The organism is Neoroseomonas marina, from assembly GCF_012927745.1.
GTDB lineage: Bacteria > Pseudomonadota > Alphaproteobacteria > Acetobacterales > Acetobacteraceae > Neoroseomonas > Neoroseomonas marina.
Map to the genome: position 1 here is coordinate 674664 of NZ_JABBKX010000001.1, position 19346 is coordinate 694009.

At 71.1% G+C, this 19346-nt stretch carries 25 protein-coding genes; 14 read left to right on the top strand and 11 right to left on the bottom strand.

Annotated features, from left to right (window positions below; genetic code table 11):
• Positions 1–5: 5 nt before the first annotated feature.
• From GWK16_RS03250 to GWK16_RS03295, 10 genes are all read left to right on the top strand, one after another.
• On the top strand, positions 6–509 hold the full coding sequence (locus GWK16_RS03250) for a PepSY domain-containing protein (RefSeq protein ID WP_170052507.1): 504 nt from the start codon (positions 6–8) through the stop codon (positions 507–509).
• A 4-nt stretch (positions 510–513) separates the two neighbouring features.
• Complete coding sequence (locus tag GWK16_RS03255) at positions 514–1203, top strand: response regulator transcription factor (RefSeq protein WP_170052508.1); 690 nt, start codon at positions 514–516, stop codon at positions 1201–1203.
• Positions 1196–2617 carry a sensor histidine kinase gene (locus tag GWK16_RS03260; protein ID WP_170052509.1) on the top strand — a complete coding sequence of 474 codons (1422 nt, stop codon included), beginning with the start codon at positions 1196–1198 and terminating at the stop codon, positions 2615–2617. The genes GWK16_RS03255 and GWK16_RS03260 overlap by 8 nt, the downstream gene beginning before the upstream one ends.
• Positions 2614–3417, top strand: a complete 804-nt coding sequence (locus tag GWK16_RS03265; protein ID WP_170052510.1) for a MipA/OmpV family protein — start codon at positions 2614–2616, stop codon at positions 3415–3417. Before GWK16_RS03260 ends, GWK16_RS03265 begins: the two co-directional genes overlap by 4 nt.
• Positions 3418–3605: 188 nt before the next feature.
• Positions 3606–3944 carry a Lin0512 family protein gene (locus GWK16_RS03270; RefSeq protein ID WP_170052511.1) on the top strand — a complete coding sequence of 113 codons (339 nt, stop codon included), beginning with the start codon at positions 3606–3608 and terminating at the stop codon, positions 3942–3944.
• Between the two features lie 13 nt (positions 3945–3957).
• The gene (locus tag GWK16_RS03275; protein WP_170052512.1) at positions 3958–4299 is read left to right on the top strand and encodes a Lin0512 family protein; all 342 of its coding nucleotides are present in this window, start codon (positions 3958–3960) and stop codon (positions 4297–4299) included.
• Positions 4300–4354: 55 nt separating this feature from the next.
• Positions 4355–5029 (top strand): VOC family protein, encoded by a 675-nt coding sequence (locus tag GWK16_RS03280; RefSeq protein WP_338144387.1) that lies wholly within the window; start codon positions 4355–4357, stop codon positions 5027–5029.
• A gap of 94 nt (positions 5030–5123) precedes the next feature.
• Positions 5124–6008, top strand: coding sequence for a sulfurtransferase (locus GWK16_RS03285; RefSeq protein ID WP_211187037.1), 885 nt, complete (start codon positions 5124–5126; stop codon positions 6006–6008).
• A 140-nt stretch (positions 6009–6148) separates the two neighbouring features.
• The gene (locus GWK16_RS03290) at positions 6149–7003 is read left to right on the top strand and encodes a hypothetical protein (RefSeq protein ID WP_170052513.1); all 855 of its coding nucleotides are present in this window, start codon (positions 6149–6151) and stop codon (positions 7001–7003) included.
• Positions 7004–7067: 64 nt separating this feature from the next.
• Positions 7068–8276: an MFS transporter gene (locus GWK16_RS03295; RefSeq protein WP_170052514.1), complete on the top strand. Its 1209-nt coding sequence runs from the start codon at positions 7068–7070 to the stop codon at positions 8274–8276.
• On the opposite strand, the gene GWK16_RS03300 is transcribed toward GWK16_RS03295, so the two are convergent.
• From GWK16_RS03300 to GWK16_RS03315, 4 genes are all read right to left on the bottom strand, one after another.
• Positions 8277–9290, bottom strand: a complete 1014-nt coding sequence (locus GWK16_RS03300; protein ID WP_170052515.1) for a cytochrome d ubiquinol oxidase subunit II — start codon at positions 9288–9290, stop codon at positions 8277–8279.
• The gene (locus GWK16_RS03305; RefSeq protein ID WP_170052516.1) at positions 9287–10633 is read right to left on the bottom strand and encodes a cytochrome ubiquinol oxidase subunit I; all 1347 of its coding nucleotides are present in this window, start codon (positions 10631–10633) and stop codon (positions 9287–9289) included. The genes GWK16_RS03300 and GWK16_RS03305 overlap by 4 nt, the downstream gene beginning before the upstream one ends.
• Positions 10634–10636: 3 nt before the next feature.
• A complete protein-coding gene (locus GWK16_RS03310) occupies positions 10637–11200 on the bottom strand; it encodes a GbsR/MarR family transcriptional regulator (RefSeq protein ID WP_170052517.1) in 564 nt (187 codons plus the stop codon).
• A gap of 168 nt (positions 11201–11368) precedes the next feature.
• Positions 11369–11851, bottom strand: a complete 483-nt coding sequence (locus GWK16_RS03315; RefSeq protein ID WP_170052518.1) for a peroxiredoxin — start codon at positions 11849–11851, stop codon at positions 11369–11371.
• A gap of 103 nt (positions 11852–11954) precedes the next feature.
• On the opposite strand from GWK16_RS03315, the gene GWK16_RS03320 reads away from it, so the two are divergent.
• Entirely contained in the window at positions 11955–12545 is a 591-nt protein-coding gene (locus tag GWK16_RS03320) for a YqgE/AlgH family protein (protein ID WP_170052519.1), read from the top strand.
• A 17-nt stretch (positions 12546–12562) separates the two neighbouring features.
• Positions 12563–12898, top strand: coding sequence for a DHCW motif cupin fold protein (locus GWK16_RS03325; RefSeq protein WP_456306745.1), 336 nt, complete (start codon positions 12563–12565; stop codon positions 12896–12898).
• Positions 12899–12962: 64 nt separating this feature from the next.
• On the opposite strand, the gene GWK16_RS03330 is transcribed toward GWK16_RS03325, so the two are convergent.
• Positions 12963–13256, bottom strand: a complete 294-nt coding sequence (locus GWK16_RS03330) for a DUF983 domain-containing protein (RefSeq protein WP_248291086.1) — start codon at positions 13254–13256, stop codon at positions 12963–12965.
• 194 nt (positions 13257–13450) lie between these two features.
• Between GWK16_RS03330 and GWK16_RS03335 the strand changes: the two genes are divergently transcribed.
• The gene (locus tag GWK16_RS03335; protein WP_170052522.1) at positions 13451–14845 is read left to right on the top strand and encodes an aminotransferase-like domain-containing protein; all 1395 of its coding nucleotides are present in this window, start codon (positions 13451–13453) and stop codon (positions 14843–14845) included.
• Positions 14846–14896: 51 nt separating this feature from the next.
• Here the strand turns inward: GWK16_RS03335 and GWK16_RS03340 are convergent, their stop codons facing one another.
• Genes GWK16_RS03340 through GWK16_RS03350 form a run of 3 tightly spaced genes read right to left on the bottom strand, consistent with a single transcriptional unit; the run spans position 14897 to position 17162 of the window.
• Positions 14897–15250, bottom strand: coding sequence for an MmcQ/YjbR family DNA-binding protein (locus GWK16_RS03340; protein WP_170052523.1), 354 nt, complete (start codon positions 15248–15250; stop codon positions 14897–14899).
• Positions 15247–16107: a TIGR01459 family HAD-type hydrolase gene (locus GWK16_RS03345; protein WP_170052524.1), complete on the bottom strand. Its 861-nt coding sequence runs from the start codon at positions 16105–16107 to the stop codon at positions 15247–15249. Before GWK16_RS03345 ends, GWK16_RS03340 begins: the two co-directional genes overlap by 4 nt.
• Complete coding sequence (locus GWK16_RS03350; RefSeq protein ID WP_170052525.1) at positions 16107–17162, bottom strand: quinone-dependent dihydroorotate dehydrogenase; 1056 nt, start codon at positions 17160–17162, stop codon at positions 16107–16109. The genes GWK16_RS03345 and GWK16_RS03350 overlap by 1 nt, the downstream gene beginning before the upstream one ends.
• A gap of 103 nt (positions 17163–17265) precedes the next feature.
• On the opposite strand from GWK16_RS03350, the gene GWK16_RS03355 reads away from it, so the two are divergent.
• The gene (locus GWK16_RS03355; RefSeq protein WP_338144388.1) at positions 17266–18138 is read left to right on the top strand and encodes a DMT family transporter; all 873 of its coding nucleotides are present in this window, start codon (positions 17266–17268) and stop codon (positions 18136–18138) included.
• On the opposite strand, the gene GWK16_RS03360 is transcribed toward GWK16_RS03355, so the two are convergent.
• The 3 genes from GWK16_RS03360 to GWK16_RS03370 are packed head-to-tail and all read right to left on the bottom strand — an operon-like array spanning position 18111 to position 19260.
• Complete coding sequence (locus tag GWK16_RS03360) at positions 18111–18467, bottom strand: DUF952 domain-containing protein (protein ID WP_170052526.1); 357 nt, start codon at positions 18465–18467, stop codon at positions 18111–18113. The genes GWK16_RS03355 and GWK16_RS03360 overlap by 28 nt on opposite strands.
• A 26-nt stretch (positions 18468–18493) precedes the next feature.
• Positions 18494–18928: a cell wall hydrolase gene (locus tag GWK16_RS03365; RefSeq protein WP_170052527.1), complete on the bottom strand. Its 435-nt coding sequence runs from the start codon at positions 18926–18928 to the stop codon at positions 18494–18496.
• Positions 18925–19260 carry a hypothetical protein gene (locus GWK16_RS03370; protein ID WP_170052528.1) on the bottom strand — a complete coding sequence of 112 codons (336 nt, stop codon included), beginning with the start codon at positions 19258–19260 and terminating at the stop codon, positions 18925–18927. Before GWK16_RS03370 ends, GWK16_RS03365 begins: the two co-directional genes overlap by 4 nt.
• Positions 19261–19346 lie beyond the last annotated feature (86 nt).

Genomic DNA, 19346 nt, shown 5'->3' on the forward strand with positions numbered 1-19346 from the left:
CGCCCATGATGCGACGGCACCTGCTGCTGCACGCCTTGCCTGTCCTGCTCATCGGCTGCGGGACCGCGCAGCATGCGGCGACCTCCGAGCCCCTGCCGCCGCCGGCCGGCGCGCCAGGGTTGATGGAGGCCATGCGGCGCGCCAGCACGGCCCATGGCGGCCTGGTCTGGGAAGCCGCGCTCGACGGCGCGAATGGCAGGGCGTGGGTTGAACTCCTGAGCGGATCGACCTCTCGCCGCATCACCGTCGGTCCCGGCGGCCGGGTCTCGGCCGAGGCGCCCGAACCCATTACGGCGGACGAGGCGGCGGAAGCGCGCCTCGTGCAGGATGCGCGCACCACCGCCCTCGAAGGGGCCGCGGCAGCCGAGGCGGCGACCGGCGGCCGCGCCGTCAAGGTCGAGGTCGACGAGGAGGACCACGCCTGGGAGGTCCGGGTGATCGTCAACGGCGGACTGGCCACGGTGCGGGTCGACATGGGCAGCGGCCGCGTGACGCGGGCCGGCGGATGAGACGATGAAGATACTGGTGATCGAGGACGACCGCGCCACCGCCGCCTGGATCGCTGCGGGCCTTGCTGAGAGCGGGCACACGGTGGACCACGCCGAGACCGGGCGCGACGGGCTGTTCCTGGCCGGGAGCGAACCCTACGACGCCATCATCGCCGACCGGATGCTCCCTGGGATGGACGGCATCGGCATCGTGCGGACGCTGCGCTCGACCGGCGTGACGACGCCGATCCTGATGCTGACCGCGCTCGGTGAACTCGACCACCGCATCGAGGGGCTCGAGGCCGGGGCGGACGACTACCTGGCCAAGCCTTTCTCCTTCCGGGAGCTCCGCGCGCGCCTTTCAGCGATCGTGCGCCGCGGCGAGCGCAGCGTGCCCGACCAGACCTTCCGCGCCGCGGGGCTCGAGCTCGACCCGGCGAACCGGAGCGTCCGCAGCGGGCCCCATCGCGTCGCCCTGCGGCCCACCGAGTTCCGCATCCTCGACGTCCTGATGCGGCACGCGGGCAGCGTGGTGACGCGCGACATGCTGTTGCAGCGCGTCTGGAACTATCACTTCGACCCGACCACCAATGTCGTCGACCCGCACATCACGCGCCTGCGCCGCAAGCTCGAGACCGGGGGCATCGCGGTGCATCTGCGCAACGTACGCGGGCTCGGCTTCCTCCTCGAGGCAGCGGCTTCCCCGCTTGCCTGAACCGGACGCCCCCCCGCCCGCGGCGGAGACGGCAGAGTTCCCGCTGTCGACTCCGTCGCGGTACCGGGCGGGCTTCGTCTTCCGCGTCGCGCTGCTCGCGAGCGCGGTCTTCATGTCCGTCGCCCTTGTCTTCTCGGCGCTGGTGTGGTGGCGCCTTGGCGACTTCGTCGCAGCGCGCACCGACCAGGAGATCGAGCAGGAGGTCATCGAGCAGCGGGCGAACTTCGCCGCCGGCGGCGTGGAGCGCGTCGCCGAACAGGCCCGCGTTCTCGAGGATTCCGGGGAGCGGGCGCGCCTGCTGATCCAGCTGCGCGAGCGCGACGGTACGTTGATCGCCGGGCCGCGGCTGAACTTCGGCTCGCCGCCCCCGCCCGGATGGTCGGAGGCGGCCGCGCGCCCTCCCTGGGCGCATGGCCGCATCCCTTTCCGCATTCTGACGGCGCGGCTTCCTGACGGGCGGCGGCTGGTCGTCGCCCGCGACGTGCGGGAGGACCGCAACATCGTGGCGGCGTTGTCGCGGGACGTCATGCTGGGCGGGCTGCTGGCCGCGGCACTCTCGCTCGCGGCCGGATGGTTCGTCAGCCGCCGGATCGCCCGGCGCCTCGCGGCGGTGAATACCGCCGTCGTGCAGGTGATGGAAGGCGACCTCAGCGGCCGTCTGCCGCTCTCCGGCTCGGGGGACGAGCTCGACCGGCTGCTCCGCCTCATCAACGCCATGCTCGAACGGCTGGAATCGCTCATGGTGGGGCTGCGCCGCGTCAGCGACGACATCGCCCACGACCTGCGCACGCCCCTGACGCGCCTGCGCCAGCGGACCGAGGCGGCGCTGGAACGGCCGCGTGACCAGACGCTCGACCGCAAGGAATTCGAGGGCATCGCGCTGGAGGCCGACACCATCCTCGAAACCTTCGCCGCGCTGCTGCGCATCGGCCAGGTCGAGGCCGGGGCGCGCATGGCGGCCTTCCAGCGGTTCGACCTGTCCGCCGCCCTGGCCGAGACGTGCGACACATACGAACCGATCCTCGCCGATGCCGGCGGCCTGCTCGAGACGCGCATCGCGCCCGGGCTCGAACTGTTCGGCGACCGCCTGCTCGTCGAACAATGCGTCGTCAACCTCTTCGAGAACGCGCTGCGGCATGGCGGGCCGTCCCCGCACGTCGAACTCTCGGCGCATCGGCGCGATGGCGTCGTCGAGGTGGTCGTGCGGGACCACGGTCCGGGCATTCCCCGCGAGGAACTCAGTCGGGTCTTCGAGCGGTTCTACCGGCTCGACCGGAGCCGGTCCTCGCATGGCAGCGGCCTCGGTCTGAGCCTCGCGGCCGCGGTGATGCGCCTGCACGGAGGGCGGATCATGCTCGACAACGCGCAGCCCGGATTGCAGGCGGTGCTGACGTTTCCGGCCGCGCGGCAATGACCCGCGACCTTCGGTGCCGGGCTGCCGGTTTCGCCTTGCTGCTGCTCGCATCCGGCGCCGGCGCGCAGGTCACGCCCGACGACGCCGATGGACCGGCATCGCGCGTGGAACTCAATCTCGGCGTCGGTCCGCTGCTGTTCCCGGCCTATCCCGGCAGCCACACCTATCGGGTGGAGCCGTTGCCGTACCTCAGCGGCCATCTCGGCGACCGCATCGAGTTCGAGACCTTCGACGGGCTGCGCATCACCGCCTGGGAGGATGACGGGTTCTCCTTCGGTGCCGCCGCGATCTACCGTTTCGGCCGGCGCACCTCGGACGACCGGGCGCATCTGACAGGGCTCCGCAGCTTCTCGGACACGGTCGAACTCGGCGGCTTCGTCTCCTACGAGACCGGGCCCTTCCTGCTGGATGCCACGCTGACGCAGGATCCGGCGCGGTCGCATGGCGGGGCGGTGCTCGAATTCCGCGCGCTCTGGAACGGCCAGCTCGGTCCGCTGTCGTTGGAGGCAGGGCCCGAGGTCCGCCTGGTCAGCCGCGCTTTCGCCCAGTCCTATTTCGGCATCGACGCCCGGCGCGCGATCGCCTCGGCGCGGCCCGCCTACGATGCCTCGGCGGGCTTCGAGCGGGTCGGCATCTATGCGCAGAGCGAGTTGCCGCTCGGCGGGGGCTTTGCGCTGCGTGGCCTCGCGGAGTACGGGCGGCTGGTCGGCAGCGCAGCCGGATCGCCGATCGTGACGGGACCCGGGGGTTCGCCGAACGAGGTCTATCTCGGCGCCTTCCTGACCTGGCGCTTCTTCTGAGCCTGCGGCCAGCCCGATGGGCAACACGGGGATCGATGCGTCTGGGGACCCCCGGATTCACATCCCCATGCCGGGCCGCCACCCCCCGTGGATCGCATCATCAAGCGCCGTTGCCATTCCCGCCCAGGCTGCTAATCGGAACCAGGGCATCCGCGGCAGCGCCGCGGTTGCAGCGGGAGGAGCCGGTCATGGCGCTCAAGCGCATGGTTCTCGAACTCGGCATGGGGACCGACATTCGTGGAACCGACTACACCAAGGCCGCGGTCCGGGCCCTGCGCGACGCGCTGTGGCACAACTCGCTCACGATCGGCGCCGCCGTCGGCCAACCCGTCGATGCGATGCAGGTCGAGGTCCTGATCGGCGTCCCCAAGCCCGACGCGGTGGACAAGGACGCGGTCCTCGCGATCCTCCCGCACGGCACCGGCACCGTCACGCTCGTCGAAGGGGGCCTCGAGATCCCGAACGACGAGGGGACCAGCACCACCGTCATCGCCAATTGCTGCGCCATCGTGCGCCTGGATGTCTGAGGAGCGCCACGGCATGCCCCTGAAGCGCATCATCCTGGAAATGGGCACCGGCAACGATCTGCACGGCGGCGACTACACCAAGGCCGCGCTGCGCGCGGTGCAGGACGCGCTGCATCACTCGTCGCTGTCGTTCGTCCGCACCCTGGGCCTGGACATCAAGACCATGCAGGTCGAGGTCACGATCGGAACGCAACGCCCCGACCGGGTCGACGTCGAAGCCGTTCGCAGGTCGCTCCCCTACGGCGTCGTGACCGTCAGGACCGTGAAGGGCGGGCTGGATGTGCCGGCCGAGGACAATCACGACATGGCCGTGATCGCCGCTGCGGCGATCGCGGTGCGCTTCGACCTGCCCTGACGCTCCGCCGCAAATCCGTCCCCGGCCCGTGCCATCCGGTTCGCCCGCGACCGGAGTGGACAACACCCGCGCCGCCTCGCATCTGTCGCTGATGCTCAAGCTCGACCACCTGACCGTCATCGCCCCCACCCTGGCGGAAGGTGTGGCCCATGTGCGTGCCTGCCTCGACCTCGACGTCCCCTTCGGCCAGCGGCACGACGACATGGGCAGCTGGAACCATCTCCTGCAGCTCGGGGGCTCGACGTATCTCGAGATCGTCGCGCTCGACCCCGACGGCGCGGCGCCGGCGCGGCGTCGCTGGTTCGGTCTCGACGACCAGGCCCGGGTCCGGCGCGACTGGGATGCCGGACGACGCCTGCGCGGATGGGTGGCACGGACGGACGACATCGCGGGCCTTCTCGCCGCTCACGGCCGGATCTTCGGGCGGGCGGTCGCGCTGCCGATGGCGAACCCGGCCTTCGATTTCGCGATTCCCGACGACGGGTCCCTGCCCCTGGACGGCGCCGCCCCATTGATCATCGACCGGCGGGGCAAGGCCCGCTCGATGGCGTCCATGGCCGATCTCGGCGCACGCCTGGTAGGCTTCTCGCTGGAGCACCCCGACGCCGAGGGGATCGCATCGCTCCTGCGGGACCTGGCCGTCGACCGCCCGCCGACCGTGATCCCGGGCAACGTTCTGCGCTATCGCGCACGGATCGACACGGGGGCCGGTCGCCGGGAACTCTCCTGACCGCGTGACCGGGACTTCCGGCGGCGATCGCCCTACGATCCTTCCGCGGGACCGCTTGGCCGCGGCCAGGCGCAACATCCATGGAGGAACGCCGGTGACCAGCGAAGCGCGCTACGTGCATCCCGAAGCCATCGTCTCGACGGAGTGGCTCGCGCAGAATCTGGGCGACCCCGCGCTGCGGGTCTTCGACTGCACGACCTACCTGCTCTACGAAACCGGGACCGGCAGGCCGTACACCGTCGGCAGCGGACGACCGGACTACGAAGCGGCGCATATTCCCGGCTCCGCCTTCCTCGACCTGCAGGGGGAACTCTCCGACAGCGCGAGTCCCTTCAACTTCACCATGCCGGCGGCCGACGATCTCGCGGCCCGGGTGGCGGCGAAGGGCATCGGCACGGGCACGCGCGTCGTGCTGTATGCGCGCAAGAACATGCAGTGGGCGACGCGGGTCTGGTGGATGCTGCGGGCCATCGGCTTCGACGACGCCGCGATCCTCGACGGAGGCTTCGACAAGTGGGCGGCGGAAGGCCGCCCGACCGAGGCCGGCGAAACGCGCTACGCACCAGCGCAACTGGCCGCCCGCCCGCGCCCTGGCCTGTTCGTCGGGAAGGCCGATGTCCGGGCCGCCATCGGCGACAGCGCGACCTGCACGATCAACGCCCTCGCGCCGGATCTGCATAGCGGGGAGAATCCGCGCTACGGCAGGCCGGGCCGCATTCCTGGCAGCGTCAACGTCCCCGTCGCGTCGCTGGTCGATCCGGCGTCCATGACCTTCCGCGGGCCGGAGGAGGTGGCGGCCCGCTTCGCCGCCGTCGGTGCGGACCCTGGCAAGCGCATCCTGCTCTATTGCGGCGGCGGCATCGCGGCGACGCTCGATGCGTTTCTCCTGCACCAGCTCGGCTACCGCGACCTCGCGGTCTACGACGCCTCGATGACCGAATGGGCGAAGGACGAGGCGCTGCCGATCGAGCGCGGCTGATCCCGCCCCCCGATCCTGCCAATTCCGGATAAGGGTTTGCGCCGCGCCGTCCGCGAACGGCGTTGGCGAGGCCCGTCCGGCGGCGTAAGGATCGCAAGGTGCTCGCGGCGGCGAGCCGATCGTCCTTTGGGGAGACGCGCATGGATTTCCGACGGATGCTCATGGCCACCGCGGCCGCCGGGCTTCTTGCCGTTGCCGGCGCCATGCCGGCCCATGCCCAGGGGGCCGACCAGCGCAGCGGCTGGGCCTTCCAGGTCGCGCTCTATGCCTGGCTGCCGACCTTCAACGGCACCTTCAACTACCAGCTGCCCACCGGCCTCGGCGGCAATGCCACCGTGCGGGCGGATTCCAACGACTACCTGAGCGACCTCAACTTCGCCGCCATGATTGCGGGCGAGGCGCGCTACGACCGCTTCTCGGTCATCACGGACCTCATGTACGTCGACCTCGGCGCCGGTTCGAGCCGCATCGATTCCATCAACCAGGCGGCCCTGCCGGCCAATCCGATCGGCACGACGGTGACGGGCAGTTCCGACACCTCGATGAACGCGACGATCTGGACGCTCGGCGCCGGGTACACGGTGGCGCGCGGCGACTGGGGGAATGTCGACCTGTTCGGCGGATTCCGGCTCCTCTCGCTCAACGCCGAGACGAACTACACGCTCAGCGCGGACATCACCGATCGCCGCGGCGGCGGCATCGTCCTCGGGCGCGCCGGCCGGCTATCGGGCAACGAGGCGATCTGGAACGGCATCATCGGCGTGCGCGGGCGCATCACGCTCGGGAACAGCGGCTTCTTCGTGCCCTACTACCTCGATGTCGGCGCGGGCGATTCGAACCTCACCTGGCAGGGCTTCACCGGCGTCGGCTACCAGACCGGCTGGGCGGGCGTGATCGCGGGCTACCGCTACCTGTCCTTCGACCAGGGCGGCAGCGACTTGGTGAACAAGCTGTCGATGGGCGGCGCCTTCCTCGCGGTGAACTTCACCTTCTGATCCCGCCCGCCCTGGACGGGCGCGACCGGCTCGCGGAGACTTCCCCGCCAGGGGAAGGAAACGCATGCCGGGCGCCAGTATCGAGACGCGCCAATCCTGGATCGTCGCCATCGCTGCCGTGACCATGCTCGCCCTCGCGCAGGGCGGGCCGCTGACGGTCGTCATCGGACTCGTCCCGATCGCCGAGACCCTCGGCGGCGGACGGTCGCTGCCGGCGATGGCGACGTCGCTCGCCTATCTCGGCTCCGGCGTCGGCGGGGTGATCTGCGGGCTGCTCGCCGCGCGCATCGGGCAGCGGCTGGTCGCGATGATGGGCGGGGCTTCGGTGCTGGCGGGGCTGTGGCTCGCCTCGCTGGGCGAAGGCTGGTCGCTGCTCGCGGGGATCGGGCTTGGCGTCGGGCTGTTCGGCAACGGGGCGCTGTTCGCGCCGATGGTCGCCTATGTCTCCCTGTGGTTCGACCGCCGGCGCGGCACCGCGCTCGCGCTCGTCTCCTCGGGGCAATATGTCGCGGGCTTCCTCTGGCCGTCGGTCTTCGAGCGCACCATCGCCGCCTTCGGCTGGCAGGCGACGATGCGGACCTACGGCACCATCGCGGCGGCGGTGATCGTCGCGCTCGGCGCGACCGTCATCGCGCCGGCGCCGGTGCCCACGGGCGGGCCGTCGCTGCGCCTGGCGGGCAGCGAGCGACGCGTGCTCGGCATGCGGCCGAATGCGGCGCTCGCCCTGCTCTCGGCCTGTTCCTTCCTGTGCTGCATCCCGATGGCGATGCCCGCGGCGCATCTCGTGGCCTTCTGCGGGGATCTCGGCATCGCGGCATCGCGTGGGGCGGCGATGCTGTCGGTGCTGCTGCTCGCGGCCTTCCTGTCGCGGCAGTTCTGGGGCTGGCTGTCGGACCGGATCGGCGGGCTGTGGACGGTGATGGCGGGGTCGGCGGCGCAGGTCGTGGGGATGCTCGGCTTCCTCGCGACGCAGGACGAGGCCGGGCTGTTCTTCGTCGCCGCGGCCTACGGACTCGGCTTCGGCGGCATCATCCCCGCCTACGTCCTGGCGGTGCGGCAGTACTTCCCCGCCGCGGAGGCCGCGTGGCGGGTGCCGGCGCTGCTCTTCGTCAGCGCCTCGGGCATGGGGGCCGGCGCCTGGCTCGCCGGGACCATCTACGACCGCGTCGGCTATTACGCGGCCGCGTGGTGGGTCGGCATCGCGGCCAACCTGGTGCAGCTCGCGCTGGTCGGCCTCCTGCTCAGCCGCCAGCGCCGCTATGCCCCGGCCTAGCTAGTAGTAGGTCAGGTCGCGCGCCTTGCCGCCGAAGACGCGCCACGCGAGCACCGTGTAGGCGAGGATCACGGGCAACACGAACAGCGCCCCGGCGAGGATGATCGACAGGCTCTCCGGCGCGCTCGCCGCCTGCCAGATGGTCAGCCGGTCCGGCACCACGAAGGGGAAGAAGGACCAGGCGAGGCCGGCGAAGAACAGCGCGAAGAGCGCGACCGCGCCCCAGAAAGGCAGGCGCCGCAGTGCGTCGTCCGGCAGCGGCATGTGCTTCAGCAGGCTCGCGATGCCGAGGAGCAATGCCGCCGTGGCGACCGGCAGCGGCGCGAGCAGCAGCATGTCCGGCAGGGCGAACCAGCGTTCGAAGATGCGCGTGCTGACGAGCGGCGTCACCGCCGAGACGAGCAGGATGCCGAGCCCCATCGGCCAGATCGCCTGCCGTGCCCAGCCGATCGCGCGGCGCTGCAGGTCGCCTTCCGTGCGCCAGACCAGCCAGGCCGCGCCGATGAACGCATAGGCGATGGCGAGACCGCCCGCGGCCATGGCGGCGAAGGCGAGCGCGGCCGGTCCTTCCGCGAAGCCCAGGATGTAGCGGCCGAGCATCCAGCCCTGCGACAGCGCGGCGAGCAGCGAGCCGGCGACGAAGGCGTGGTCCCAGCGGCGCTTTTCCTTCAGGTCGCCGGCCTTGGCGCGGAACTCGAAGGCCACGCCACGCAGGATCAGCCCGGCGAGCATCAGCGCCACCGCCAGGTACAGCTGCGTCAGGATCAGCCCATGCGCCATGGGGAAGGCGACCAGGAGCAGCCCGATCCCCAGGACAAGCCAGGTCTCGTTCGCGTCCCAGAAGGGCCCGATCGCGGCGATCATGCGATCGCGCTCGGCTTCCCCGTCCGCGCGCGGCAGCAACAGGCCGACGCCGAGGTCGAACCCGTCCAGCACCACGTAGAGCAGGATGCTGAGCGCCATCAGCGCCGCGAAGACGACAGGCAGCCATTCGGCGGGAATGAACGGGGTCATGGCGTGGCCACCTTCGAGACCGGCATGGCGGTGCCGGGTACCGCTTCCACGATCCGCCCCCGCGACGCCAGGCGGAAGACCGTGACGACATAGGCCGTCAGGAGAAGCGCATAGATCGTGAGGTACATGACGAGCGTCGCCCCGATATTGCCGGCCGGCACGGGTCCGGCGGCCTGGGCCGTCGTCAGCACGCCGGTCACCAGCCAGGGCTGACGGCCGATCTCGGTCACGTACCAGCCCGCAAGCGTGGCGACCCAGCCGGAGAAGGTCATGCCGACCAGCCCCCACAGGACGAGCCGCGGCAGCGCGCCCCGGCGCCAGAGCAGCACGGCCGACAGCAGGCCGAGGCCGATCATCAGCACGCCGATGCCGACCATGGTGCGGAAGGCGAAGAAGACGGGCGCCACCGGCGGATGCCGGCCGACGAAGTCGTCGAGGCCCGGGACCACGCCATCCGGCGAATGGCGCAGGATCAGGCTGGCACCGTAGGGGATCGCGACCTCGAAGCGGTTCTCGCGGGCCGCCTCGTCCGGCAGGGCGAAGAGCACCAGGGGGACGCCGCCCCGCGTCTGCCAGTTGGCCTCGATGGCCGCGACCTTGGCCGGCTGGTGCTCGAGCGTGTTGAGTCCGTGCTGGTCGCCGATGAACAGCTGCGCCGGCGCGAGGACGGCGGCCATCACCACGCCGGTGCGCAGCGTCGCGGCGACCGCGGGCGCGCGGTCCCCTCGCAGCCAGCGCCAGGCGGACAGGCCCGCCAGAAGAAACGCGACCGTCAGCGCCGAGGCGGTCAGCATGTGCGCCAGGCGATAGGGAAAGGACGGATTGAAGACGATCGCCCACCAATCGGTGGCATGGGCGATGCCGTCGCGCATCTCGAAACCCTGGGGCGTCTGCATCCAGGAATTCAGCGCGAGGATCCAGAAGGCACTCATCGTCGTGCCGAAGGCGACGAGCACGGTCGCGCCGGTGTGGACCCAGCCGGGCACGCGGCGGAAGCCGAACAGCATGATCGAGAGGAAGGTCGCCTCGAGGAAGAAGGCGGTCAGCACCTCATAGGCCAGCAGCGGCCCGGCGATGTTGCCGACGCGCTCCATGTAGCCTGGCCAGTTGGTGCCGAACTGGAAGGACATGGTGATGCCGGAGACGACGCCCATCGCGAAGGACAGGGCGAAGACCTTCACCCAGAAGCGATAGGCGTCCATCCACTTGTCGTCGGCCGTCGCGTTGAAGCGCAGCTTGAAGAACAGCAGGACCCAGCCGAGCGCGATGGTGATGGTGGGGAACAGGATGTGGAAGGAGATGTTGGCCGCGAACTGGATGCGGGCGAGGATGAGCGCGTCCATGGGTCAGGCCTCCTTCCTGCCGCGCACGAGGCCGACGACCTTGTCCTTGGCCTCGAGCAGACGGGTCACCTTAGCGCCAAGGGCGAGGAGCGCGGCGAGGCGTTCGGTCTCGAGCCGTTTCACGTCTTCGTACCAGGTGGTCAGGCGCTCGATCAGGCCGTGCATCTCGGCCAAGCGGGCCTGGGCGTGCTTCTCCTCCTCGCTGCCCGGGGTCTGCATCAGCAGTTCGCGCAGGACGGACAGCGTCGGATCGACCTCGCGCTTCTTCCGCTCCTCGGCCAGCACGCGCAGGATCTGCCAGACGTCGTCGGGCGTGGTGAAATGGTCGCGCCGGTCGTTCGGGATGTGCTTCAGCAGCACGAGGTTCCACGTCTGCAGCTCGCGCAGCCCCATGGAGACGTTGGACCGCGAGACGCCCAGCGCCTCCACGATGTCGTCGGCGCAGAGCGGGCGGGGCGAGACGTAGAGCAGCGCGTAGATCTGCCCGACGGTGCGGTTGATGCCCCAGCGAGACCCCATTTCCCCGAAGTGGAGCACGAAGGACTGGATCAGAGGCGGGAGGTTCATGGCTGACCGTGATTTCAGAATTTTCTGAAATCTATGTCAGACTTTGATCCAGATCAACCCTCTGCGGAGGTCACGAAGCCGGCAGACCGGCGTGAAAAAGGCCGGCGACCCGCGCAGGGCGGGTGCCGGCCTCCTTCGCTGCGCCCGGATGACGGGCGCCGGATGGCCTCAGAGCGCGGCGAGGACCGCCTGACCGCTGGACACCTCAAAGGCGCCAGGCGCCTCGATGGCGATATGGGTCACCTGGCCGTCCTTCGCGACCAGCGCGAAGCGCTGGCAGCGGACGCCGAGGCCGCGCGCCGTCAGGTCGAATTCGAGGCCCATCGCCTTCGTGAAGACGGCCGAGCCGTCGGCCAGCATCGCCACCTGGTCGGTGATGCCCTGGTCCTTCGCCCAGGCGCCCATCACGAAGGCGTCGTTCACCGACATGCAGGCGATGGCGTCGACGCCCTTCGCCTTCAGCGCCGCGGCGTTGTCGATGAAGGACGGCAGGTGCTTGGCCGAGCAGGTCGGGGTGAAGGCGCCCGGCACGCCGAACAGCGCGACGGTGCGGCCCTTGAAGAATTCGCCGGTGTCGACCTCCTTGGGCCCTTCGGCCGTGGCCTGCATCACCTTCACGGCCGGAATGGCGTCGCCAACACTGATCGGCATGTCGTCCTCCTCGTTGCTCCGGCGTCATAGCGCGGGGCGGAGGGACTGTCATCGGGGGTGGCGCGCCTTGCGGCGGGACGCGGGCTGCGCCACCTAGATGGACATGGCCACGTCCACCCCCTCCACGCCCGATGCCGCCGACGGCTACCTGTCCGGGCACCTGTTGATCGCCATGCCCGGGATGCAGGATCCGCGCTTCGACCACACCGTGGTCTGCCTGTGCGCGCATTCCTCGGATGGCGCGATGGGATTGATCGTGAACCGCCCGCTCGGCGGGATGGAGTTCGACGACCTGCTGCGCCAGTTGAAGGTGGAACCGGTGCCGCCGCAACGGCGGATCCGCATGCTGTCCGGCGGCCCCGTCGAAGGCGGCCGCGGCTTCGTTCTCCACAGCGACGACTGGACCGCCGACGGCAGCCTGAACGTGATGCCGGGCCTCGCCCTGACCGCGAGCGTCGACATCCTGAAGGCGATCGCCGGCGGCGGCGGGCCGAAGGATTGCGTGCTCGCCCTCGGCTACGCGGGCTGGGCGCCGGGACAACTCGAAGACGAGATCCAGCGCAACGCCTGGCTCAGCGTGCCGGCGGATGGCGGCATCGTGTTCCGCAATGACACGACCGGCACCTGGGAAGCAGCGCTGGCGAAGCTGCGGGTCGACCCAGCCCTGTTGTCCGGCGCCGCCGGCCACGCCTGAAGGATTCGACGATGCAGATGTCCGCCATTCCGTTCGACACCACCGACTGGTCGCAGGTGGCGCCCACCCGCCATGCCGGCGAGGCCGGCGAAGCGCTTTGGCGCACCCGCCATGTCGGGCCGGAAGGCAACCAGATCCGCGTGCGGATGGTCGAGTATTCGGCGGGCTATGTCTCGGATCACTGGTGCCAGAAGGGCCATGTGCTGCTGGTGCTGGAAGGCGAGCTCGAGACCACGCTGGCGGACGGACGCGTCTTCACGCTGAAGCCCGGCATGTCCTACCAGGTGGCCGACGGCGCCGAGCCGCACCGGTCGCGCACGCCCAAGGGCGCGAAGCTCTTCATCGTCGACTGACCGGCCCGGGCGCGAGGGGCCGGGAAACCAGGCCTCTCCGCTCGCGCCGCGCGTCCGGCCGCCACTACTGGCGGGCGCTCTCGCGCGTCACGCCGGCGCCCCAGGCAAAGCCGATGACGGCCCCCTTCATGAACGGCAAGGTCGCGATGCTGACAACCGCGATCAGCGGCAGCCAGATCGCGAACTGCACCCAGAGCGCGGGCGCCCAGGCGCGGTCGGACCAGAACATGAAGGGCAGCAGCAGGTGCCCGACCAGGAACAGCGTCAGGTAGGGCGGCGCGTCATCCGCCGGATAGATGCGGTTGTCGGCACCACAGGATGCGCAGCAGGGCGCGACCTTGAGATATCCGGCGAACAAGGGGCCTTCCCCGCATTGCGGGCAGCGAAGCCGCAGGCCACGGCGAACGCCTTCGGCAATCCTGGATGATCCGGCCATGCGGCCCTCCGCTGGGCGCGCCGGGCACGGCGCCGTTGCCAAACAATCTGGATATTGATACATACAATTTGCCCGGTATCGGATCATTTATACGGATTGCATGGAGCGATTGCAAGATGGAGCGGCTTGACGCGACGCAAGGCTGGATCGCCCGCGTCGCGCGTCACGAAGGACCGATCTACCGCGCCATCGCCGAGACGATCGGCGCAGCGGTCGCCGCCGGGGAATTGCGCGACGGCGACCGCCTGCCGACGCATCGCGCGCTGGCCGATGCGCTCGGCATCGATCTGACCACGGTGACCCGCGCCTATGCCGAAGCCCGCAGGATGGGCTTGCTGCAGGCCACCGTCGGGCGCGGAAGCTTCATCCGGGCCGCGCCGGCCGTCGGCGGGCCCGGCAGCGCCGTCGACCTGTCGATGAACCTCCCGCCGCTGCCCGCCTCCCCTGCCCTGCCCGATCTTCTGCGGGACGGAATGGCGGCGATGCTCGGGGCGCCGGGCGCGGCCGAGGTGCTGACCTACCGCAGCGGCGCCGGGAGCGGCGCCGAACGCGCGGCGGGCGCGGCGTGGCTGAGCCCGGTGCTCGGCGAGGTGCCGGTGGAGCGCGTGCTGCTCTCGCCGGGCGCACAGCCGGCCCTGATGGTGGTGCTCGGGGCCCTGCTTGCGCCGGGCGAGGTCGTGCTGACGGATGCGATGACCTATCCGGGTCTGCGCGGCGCCGCCGCGCAGCTCGGCCTGCGATTGCGGGGCGTCGCCGCGGACGCCGACGGGATGCTGCCCGACGCGATCGCGGCGGCTTGCCAGGCGGAGCCTCGGCCGAAGGCGCTGTATTGCGTGCCGACGATGCACAACCCGACCGCGGCGACGATGCCTCTCACGCGGCGGGAGGCCATCGCGGCGCTGGCGCGGACCCTTGGGCTGCAGGTGATCGAGGACGATGCCTATGGGTTGCTGCCCGCGGCGCCGCTGCCGGCGATCGCGAGCCTCGCCCCCGAATGCTGCTTCCACGTGGCGACCGTGTCGAAGGTGATCTCGCCGGCCCTGCGCGTCGCCTGGATGGTGGTGCCGGATGCGCGATGGGCGGCGCGGATGGCCACGGCATTGCGGGCGACGGTACTGATGGCCTCGCCGCTGCTCGCCGGTCTGTTCACACGCTGGGTCGGAGACGGGACGGCCGCCGCGGTGCTGGGCGCGATCCGGCACGAATGCGCGGCACGCCAGCGCATTGCGCAGGAGGTGCTGGCCGGCGCGCGCTTCGCCGCGCATCCGGAGGGCATCCATCTGTGGCTGGACCTGCCGGCCGGCTGGGATCGGCTCGATTTCGCCGCGCAGTTGCGGCGGCGGGGCCTCGCGGTGGTCCCGAGCGACGCCTTCGCGGTCGGAGCCCCGGTCGCCGCGGTGCGGGTTTCCCTCGGTGCGGCCGCCGACCGCACCGCCTTGAGGGGCGCGCTCGGCGCGATCGCGGAGGAGTTGCGGTCGGATGCCGGCCCGTCCTTCGCCGACATCGTCTAGACGGCGCTTCGGCCTCGCTTCATCGACGAGGCCGGCGGCGGCAGGGCCAGGTCAGTCGGGCAGCGTGGCTGCCACGCGCTTCGGGGCCGTCATACGCCAGGACCGGCGGACGATGGCGCCGACTTCCTCCCAATCGACGCGCCCATCGAGCCGCAGACCGATCCAGCCCTTGGGTCCGACATAGGGCGGGCGAAAGAAGCGATGCGGCGCGGCCTCCACCAGCACCTCCTGCGCGCCGCGCGGCGCCTTGCACCACAGCGCCGGCGCGCCATCCTCCGTCGTGCGCCACATGCAGAAGATGCGGCCGCGGATGCGCCAGGTCGGCGCCTCCCACGTCTCCTGCTCAACCGCCTCGGGCAAGGCGAGGCAGATCGCGCGCAGCCGGGAGAGCGCCCGGGCGGTCACCAGCGCAGGGAGCGCACGGCCGCGATCGGGCGCACGCCCTCCTCATGCGCGACGGCGGCAAGATGTTCGGGATCGGGATTGTCGCCATGCGCATGCGCCGCGAGGCCGGTCAGCGCCCAGAGCGCATCGAGCCCTGCCGCCTGCGCGCCGGCGAGGTCGGTGTGCGGCGTGTCGCCGATGGCGAGCACGCGGTGCCGCTGCGGATGGCCGAGCAGTTCCAGCACCGGGTCGTAGACCTCGGGGTCGGGCTTGCCGATCTCGCGCACCGCGCCGCCGAGGCCGAGATAGATGTCGGCGAGCGCGCCGGCGCAGATGAGCTTCTGGCCGGCGACCATCACCGCGCGGTCCGGGTTCACGCAGACCATGGGCAGGTGCTGCGCGGCGCAGGCCTCGAGGACGGAGACATAGGGATCGGGGCTCTGCGGGCCGCGCTCGTCGTCAGGGCCGGTGTTGAGCAGGAAGGTCGCCTCGCGCGGGTCGGTGACGATCTCGGCAACGCCGTCCTCGACGACCGAGAGGTCGCGCTCGGGCCCGACATGGATGCAGCGCGTGCCGAGCTTCGCGAACCACGGGTCGGTGCGGCGCTTGAGGTGGCGCCAGGAGATCTCGCCCGAGGAGATGATGCCGTCATAGAGCGCGCGGTCGAGTTCCATGCGGTCGAGCAGCTTCTGCACCATCCAGGCGCGGCGCGGCGCGTTGGTGAGGAATACGACGCCCCTGCCGCGCGCCTTCAGCTCCGCGAGCGCCTCGGGCACGCCCGGATATGGCTTGCGCCCGTCATGCACGACACCCCAGAGGTCGAGGACGAAGCCGTCGTAGCGATCGGCGATGGCGGCGATGCCGTCGAGGATTTCCATCACGCATCCTTGCCGACGGCGTCGGCGACCGAAGTGAAGCCATCGCGCCTGAGCAGCGCGGCGAGGCCGTCGGCGAGCCGCCGCGGCAGCACGGGACCGGCATAGGCGAAGCCCGTGTACATCTGGATGAGCGAGGCGCCGGCCCGGATCTTCGCATAGGCCTGCTCCGGCGTCGCGATGCCGCCGACGCCGATGAGCGTCAGGCGGCCGCGTGCGATGCGGAAGACCTTGCGCAGCACCTCGGTCGACGGCGCGAAGAGCGGGGCGCCGGACAGCCCGCCCGCTTCCTTCGCATGCGCCGACGCGAGCGGCGGCCGCGCGATGGTGGTGTTGGAGACGATCAGCCCCGCGACGCCGCGCGTGAGGCAGGCATTCACGATCGGCCCGAGCGCATCGTCGGCGAGGTCGGGTGCGATCTTCACCAGCAGCGGCGGCGTGCGGTCGAGGCTCGCGCGCCTCGCGGCGATGGCATCCAGGATCGAAGCGAGCCGCTCCTCCCCCTGCAGGTCGCGCAGGCCCGGCGTGTTCGGCGACGACACGTTCATCGTCACGTAGTCGGCGAAGGGTGCGACGGCTGCGTAGAGCGCGGGGTAGTCGCGCTCGGGGTCCGCCCCTTCCTTGTTGATGCCGACATTGGCGCCGAAGATCGCGGGCAGCGGGCGCGGCAGGTCGCGCAGGCGCGCGAGGTAGCCGTCGAGGCCGCCATTGTTGAAGCCCATGCGGTTGATCACCGCTGAGTCTTCCGCCAGGCGGAACAGCCGCGGGCGCGGATTGCCCGGTTGCGGGCGTGGCGTGACGGTGCCGGCCTCGACGAAGCCGAAGCCGAGGCGCATCAGCGGCAGCACCGCCACCGCATCCTTGTCGAAGCCGGCGGCGAGGCCGATCGGGTTGCGGAAGCGCAGGCCGAAGGCCTCGGTGGCCAGCACGGGGTCGTCCGTGCCGGTGTCGCGGCCGGCGAGGCCGGCGGCGAGCGCCTTCAGCGCGACGCCGTGCGCGGTCTCGGCGTCGAGGCCGCGCATCAGCGGCATCAGGGCGGAAGCGAGGGCGGGGGTCATGGCGCCGTCCTTGTGCCCCGGTCCGGGCCGTCACGGAAGCCCGGTTGACGGCCCAGGGCCGGCGCGGCGAGAAGCGTTCCTCACACGGTGGAACGAGAACAGGGTGCGGGGCCCGCTCTACATCATCGCGGCGATGGGGCTCTTCGCGCTCCTGGATGCGAACTCGAAGCTGCTGTCAGGGACCTATCCGGTCGAGCAGGTCGTGGCGATTCGCTACGCGGCGCTCCTGCTGGTGCTGTTCGCCGGGCGCGCGGTGGCCCCGGGACTCGGTGGGCGGCTCGATACCGCGCATCCCTTCCTGCACCTGACGCGCGCGACCTTCATGGTCGGGTCCGGCGTCGGCTTCTTCCAGGCGCTGCGGACGATCCCGCTGGCCGAGGGCTACCTGGTCTATTTCACCGCACCCTTCATGACGCTCGGCCTGGCCGCGCTGGTGCTGCGGGAACGGACGGGTCCGGCGGTCTGGGCCTGGTCGCTGCTCGGCTTTTCCGGCGTCGCCATCGCCATGGCGCCCGGATTGTCGGCCGAGGGCCCCTGGGCGGCCTATCTGTGGGCCTTCTTCGCGACGGTCTGCTACGCCGCCGTGCTGACCATCAACCGGCTGCTGAAGCACGAAACCGGCGCTGGGGCGCTGATCCTGTGGTCGTCGCTGCCGGGGCTGCTGGCCCTCGCGCCTTTCGCGGCCATGGGGTGGGTGCGCCCGGGCGTCGTCGACCTGCTGGCGCTGTCCGTGAACGGTCTGCTCGCCGGCGGGGCGACCGTGTGCCTCGCCGTCGCCTTCCGGTACGATTCCGCGGCGCGGCTGGCGCCGCTGGAGTTCAGCGCGCTGGTCTTCGCCGTCGGGCTGGACCTGTTGATCTGGCAGGTGCTGCCCAGCGGCTGGACGCTCGGCGGCGCCGTCATCGTCGTCTTCGCGCTGGTGATGAGCCAGCGCGCCGCCAGCCGCCCTCAGGCGAAGCCGTCGGGAAACACGTGAGATCCGGCCGCGTCGATCGGCAGCGCCACGACGCGCCGCACGGCGGACAGGGGCAGCGGCGCGTAGAGATGCGGGAAGAGGCCGGGCCGCTTGCCGCCCGACGCCGGTTCCCATTTCAACGCCTCGCCGAGCAGGCCCGCATCGGCTTCCACCAGCAGCAGGTCCGGCACGCCGGCGCGGTGCTTCGCCGCGCTCGCGCGCACCTGTGTGGCGGTGGAGAAATGCAGGAAGCCGTCCCGCGCATCGTCCGCGCTGCCGGCGTAGATGCCGGCGGCCTCGGCGGCGCGCCAGTCGGCCTCCCGCACCAGGGTGTAGATGAAGGGTTCCATCCGCGCCGTGTAGCGCGGCCGCGCCGTCAGGTCAGGTCCTCGGCACGATAGAAGCAGAGGCCGCCGATCTCGGCCGCCGCCGGCCGGCCCAGGGCCCAGCCCGGCAGCGCGCCGGCATCGTGGACATGCGTCGCACCGGCCGTCGGGTCCGGCAGCCCGCCCGCCAGCGCCCGCGCGGCGATGCGCCGGCAGATGGCGAACGCGGCATCGCCCGGCGGGATCTCCCGCAACGCGGCGTGGCGCGGGTGGTTCCGGTTCCAGCACGGGAACTGGAAGGGTGCGCGGCAGACGCCCGCCACCCCCTGCCCCCAATGCGGCACGCCGGCGCGGACGCGGTTCATCACCAGGGCGGCCAGCGCCTCGATGGCGCGCACGGGGCGGTCGGCGGCCTCGCCCCACAGGGTCAGGGCGAGGATCTCGGCCGCCGCGTCGCGGGCGGGGATGGGACGCGCGGCGCTCATTCGCGGTCCTCCAGCCGGCGGGCGACCTGGGCGACGGCGATGCCGGCGCGCGAGACCTCCTCGATCTTCTCCTCGATGCGGATCAGGTGGTCGGAGATGCGGCGGTCGAGGTCGCGGATCAGCGACAGCGGGACATAGGTTCGCGCCACCTCGATCTTGAACTGCGCGAGGTCCTCCCGCGTACGGGTCAGCGCGTCCGAATCGCGCTGGTCGCCGCGGTCGATGCGCTCGTGCATGTCCTTCCGGAGGCCGTGGATCATCCAGAAGAGCGCGGCCACGATGGGCGCCTCCACGGCGGAGATCCACCATTGGGGTTCGATCTGGATCGGCATTGGGTCGCCTGCCCTCTCTGCTGGAACCTTGAAGGGAGGCGGCCGGGGCCCCAGAGTCCGGACCAGGACCCTGGGAACCCCGCGCC

Coding starts and splice junctions, on each gene's coding strand:
- GWK16_RS03250 (WP_170052507.1), top strand. CDS start 6: ATGATGCGACGGCACCTGCTGCTGCACGCCTTGCCTGTCCTGCTCATC.
- GWK16_RS03255 (WP_170052508.1), top strand. CDS start 514: ATGAAGATACTGGTGATCGAGGACGACCGCGCCACCGCCGCCTGGATC.
- GWK16_RS03265 (WP_170052510.1), top strand. CDS start 2,614: ATGACCCGCGACCTTCGGTGCCGGGCTGCCGGTTTCGCCTTGCTGCTG.
- GWK16_RS03270 (WP_170052511.1), top strand. CDS start 3,606: ATGGCGCTCAAGCGCATGGTTCTCGAACTCGGCATGGGGACCGACATT.
- GWK16_RS03275 (WP_170052512.1), top strand. CDS start 3,958: ATGCCCCTGAAGCGCATCATCCTGGAAATGGGCACCGGCAACGATCTG.
- GWK16_RS03290 (WP_170052513.1), top strand. CDS start 6,149: ATGGATTTCCGACGGATGCTCATGGCCACCGCGGCCGCCGGGCTTCTT.
- GWK16_RS03295 (WP_170052514.1), top strand. CDS start 7,068: ATGCCGGGCGCCAGTATCGAGACGCGCCAATCCTGGATCGTCGCCATC.
- GWK16_RS03300 (WP_170052515.1), bottom strand. CDS start 9,290: ATGACCCCGTTCATTCCCGCCGAATGGCTGCCTGTCGTCTTCGCGGCG.
- GWK16_RS03305 (WP_170052516.1), bottom strand. CDS start 10,633: ATGGACGCGCTCATCCTCGCCCGCATCCAGTTCGCGGCCAACATCTCC.
- GWK16_RS03310 (WP_170052517.1), bottom strand. CDS start 11,200: ATGAACCTCCCGCCTCTGATCCAGTCCTTCGTGCTCCACTTCGGGGAA.
- GWK16_RS03315 (WP_170052518.1), bottom strand. CDS start 11,851: ATGCCGATCAGTGTTGGCGACGCCATTCCGGCCGTGAAGGTGATGCAG.
- GWK16_RS03320 (WP_170052519.1), top strand. CDS start 11,955: ATGGCCACGTCCACCCCCTCCACGCCCGATGCCGCCGACGGCTACCTG.
- GWK16_RS03325 (WP_456306745.1), top strand. CDS start 12,563: ATGTCCGCCATTCCGTTCGACACCACCGACTGGTCGCAGGTGGCGCCC.
- GWK16_RS03335 (WP_170052522.1), top strand. CDS start 13,451: ATGGAGCGGCTTGACGCGACGCAAGGCTGGATCGCCCGCGTCGCGCGT.
- GWK16_RS03345 (WP_170052524.1), bottom strand. CDS start 16,107: ATGGAAATCCTCGACGGCATCGCCGCCATCGCCGATCGCTACGACGGC.
- GWK16_RS03350 (WP_170052525.1), bottom strand. CDS start 17,162: ATGACCCCCGCCCTCGCTTCCGCCCTGATGCCGCTGATGCGCGGCCTC.
- GWK16_RS03360 (WP_170052526.1), bottom strand. CDS start 18,467: ATGGAACCCTTCATCTACACCCTGGTGCGGGAGGCCGACTGGCGCGCC.
- GWK16_RS03365 (WP_170052527.1), bottom strand. CDS start 18,928: ATGAGCGCCGCGCGTCCCATCCCCGCCCGCGACGCGGCGGCCGAGATC.
- GWK16_RS03370 (WP_170052528.1), bottom strand. CDS start 19,260: ATGCCGATCCAGATCGAACCCCAATGGTGGATCTCCGCCGTGGAGGCG.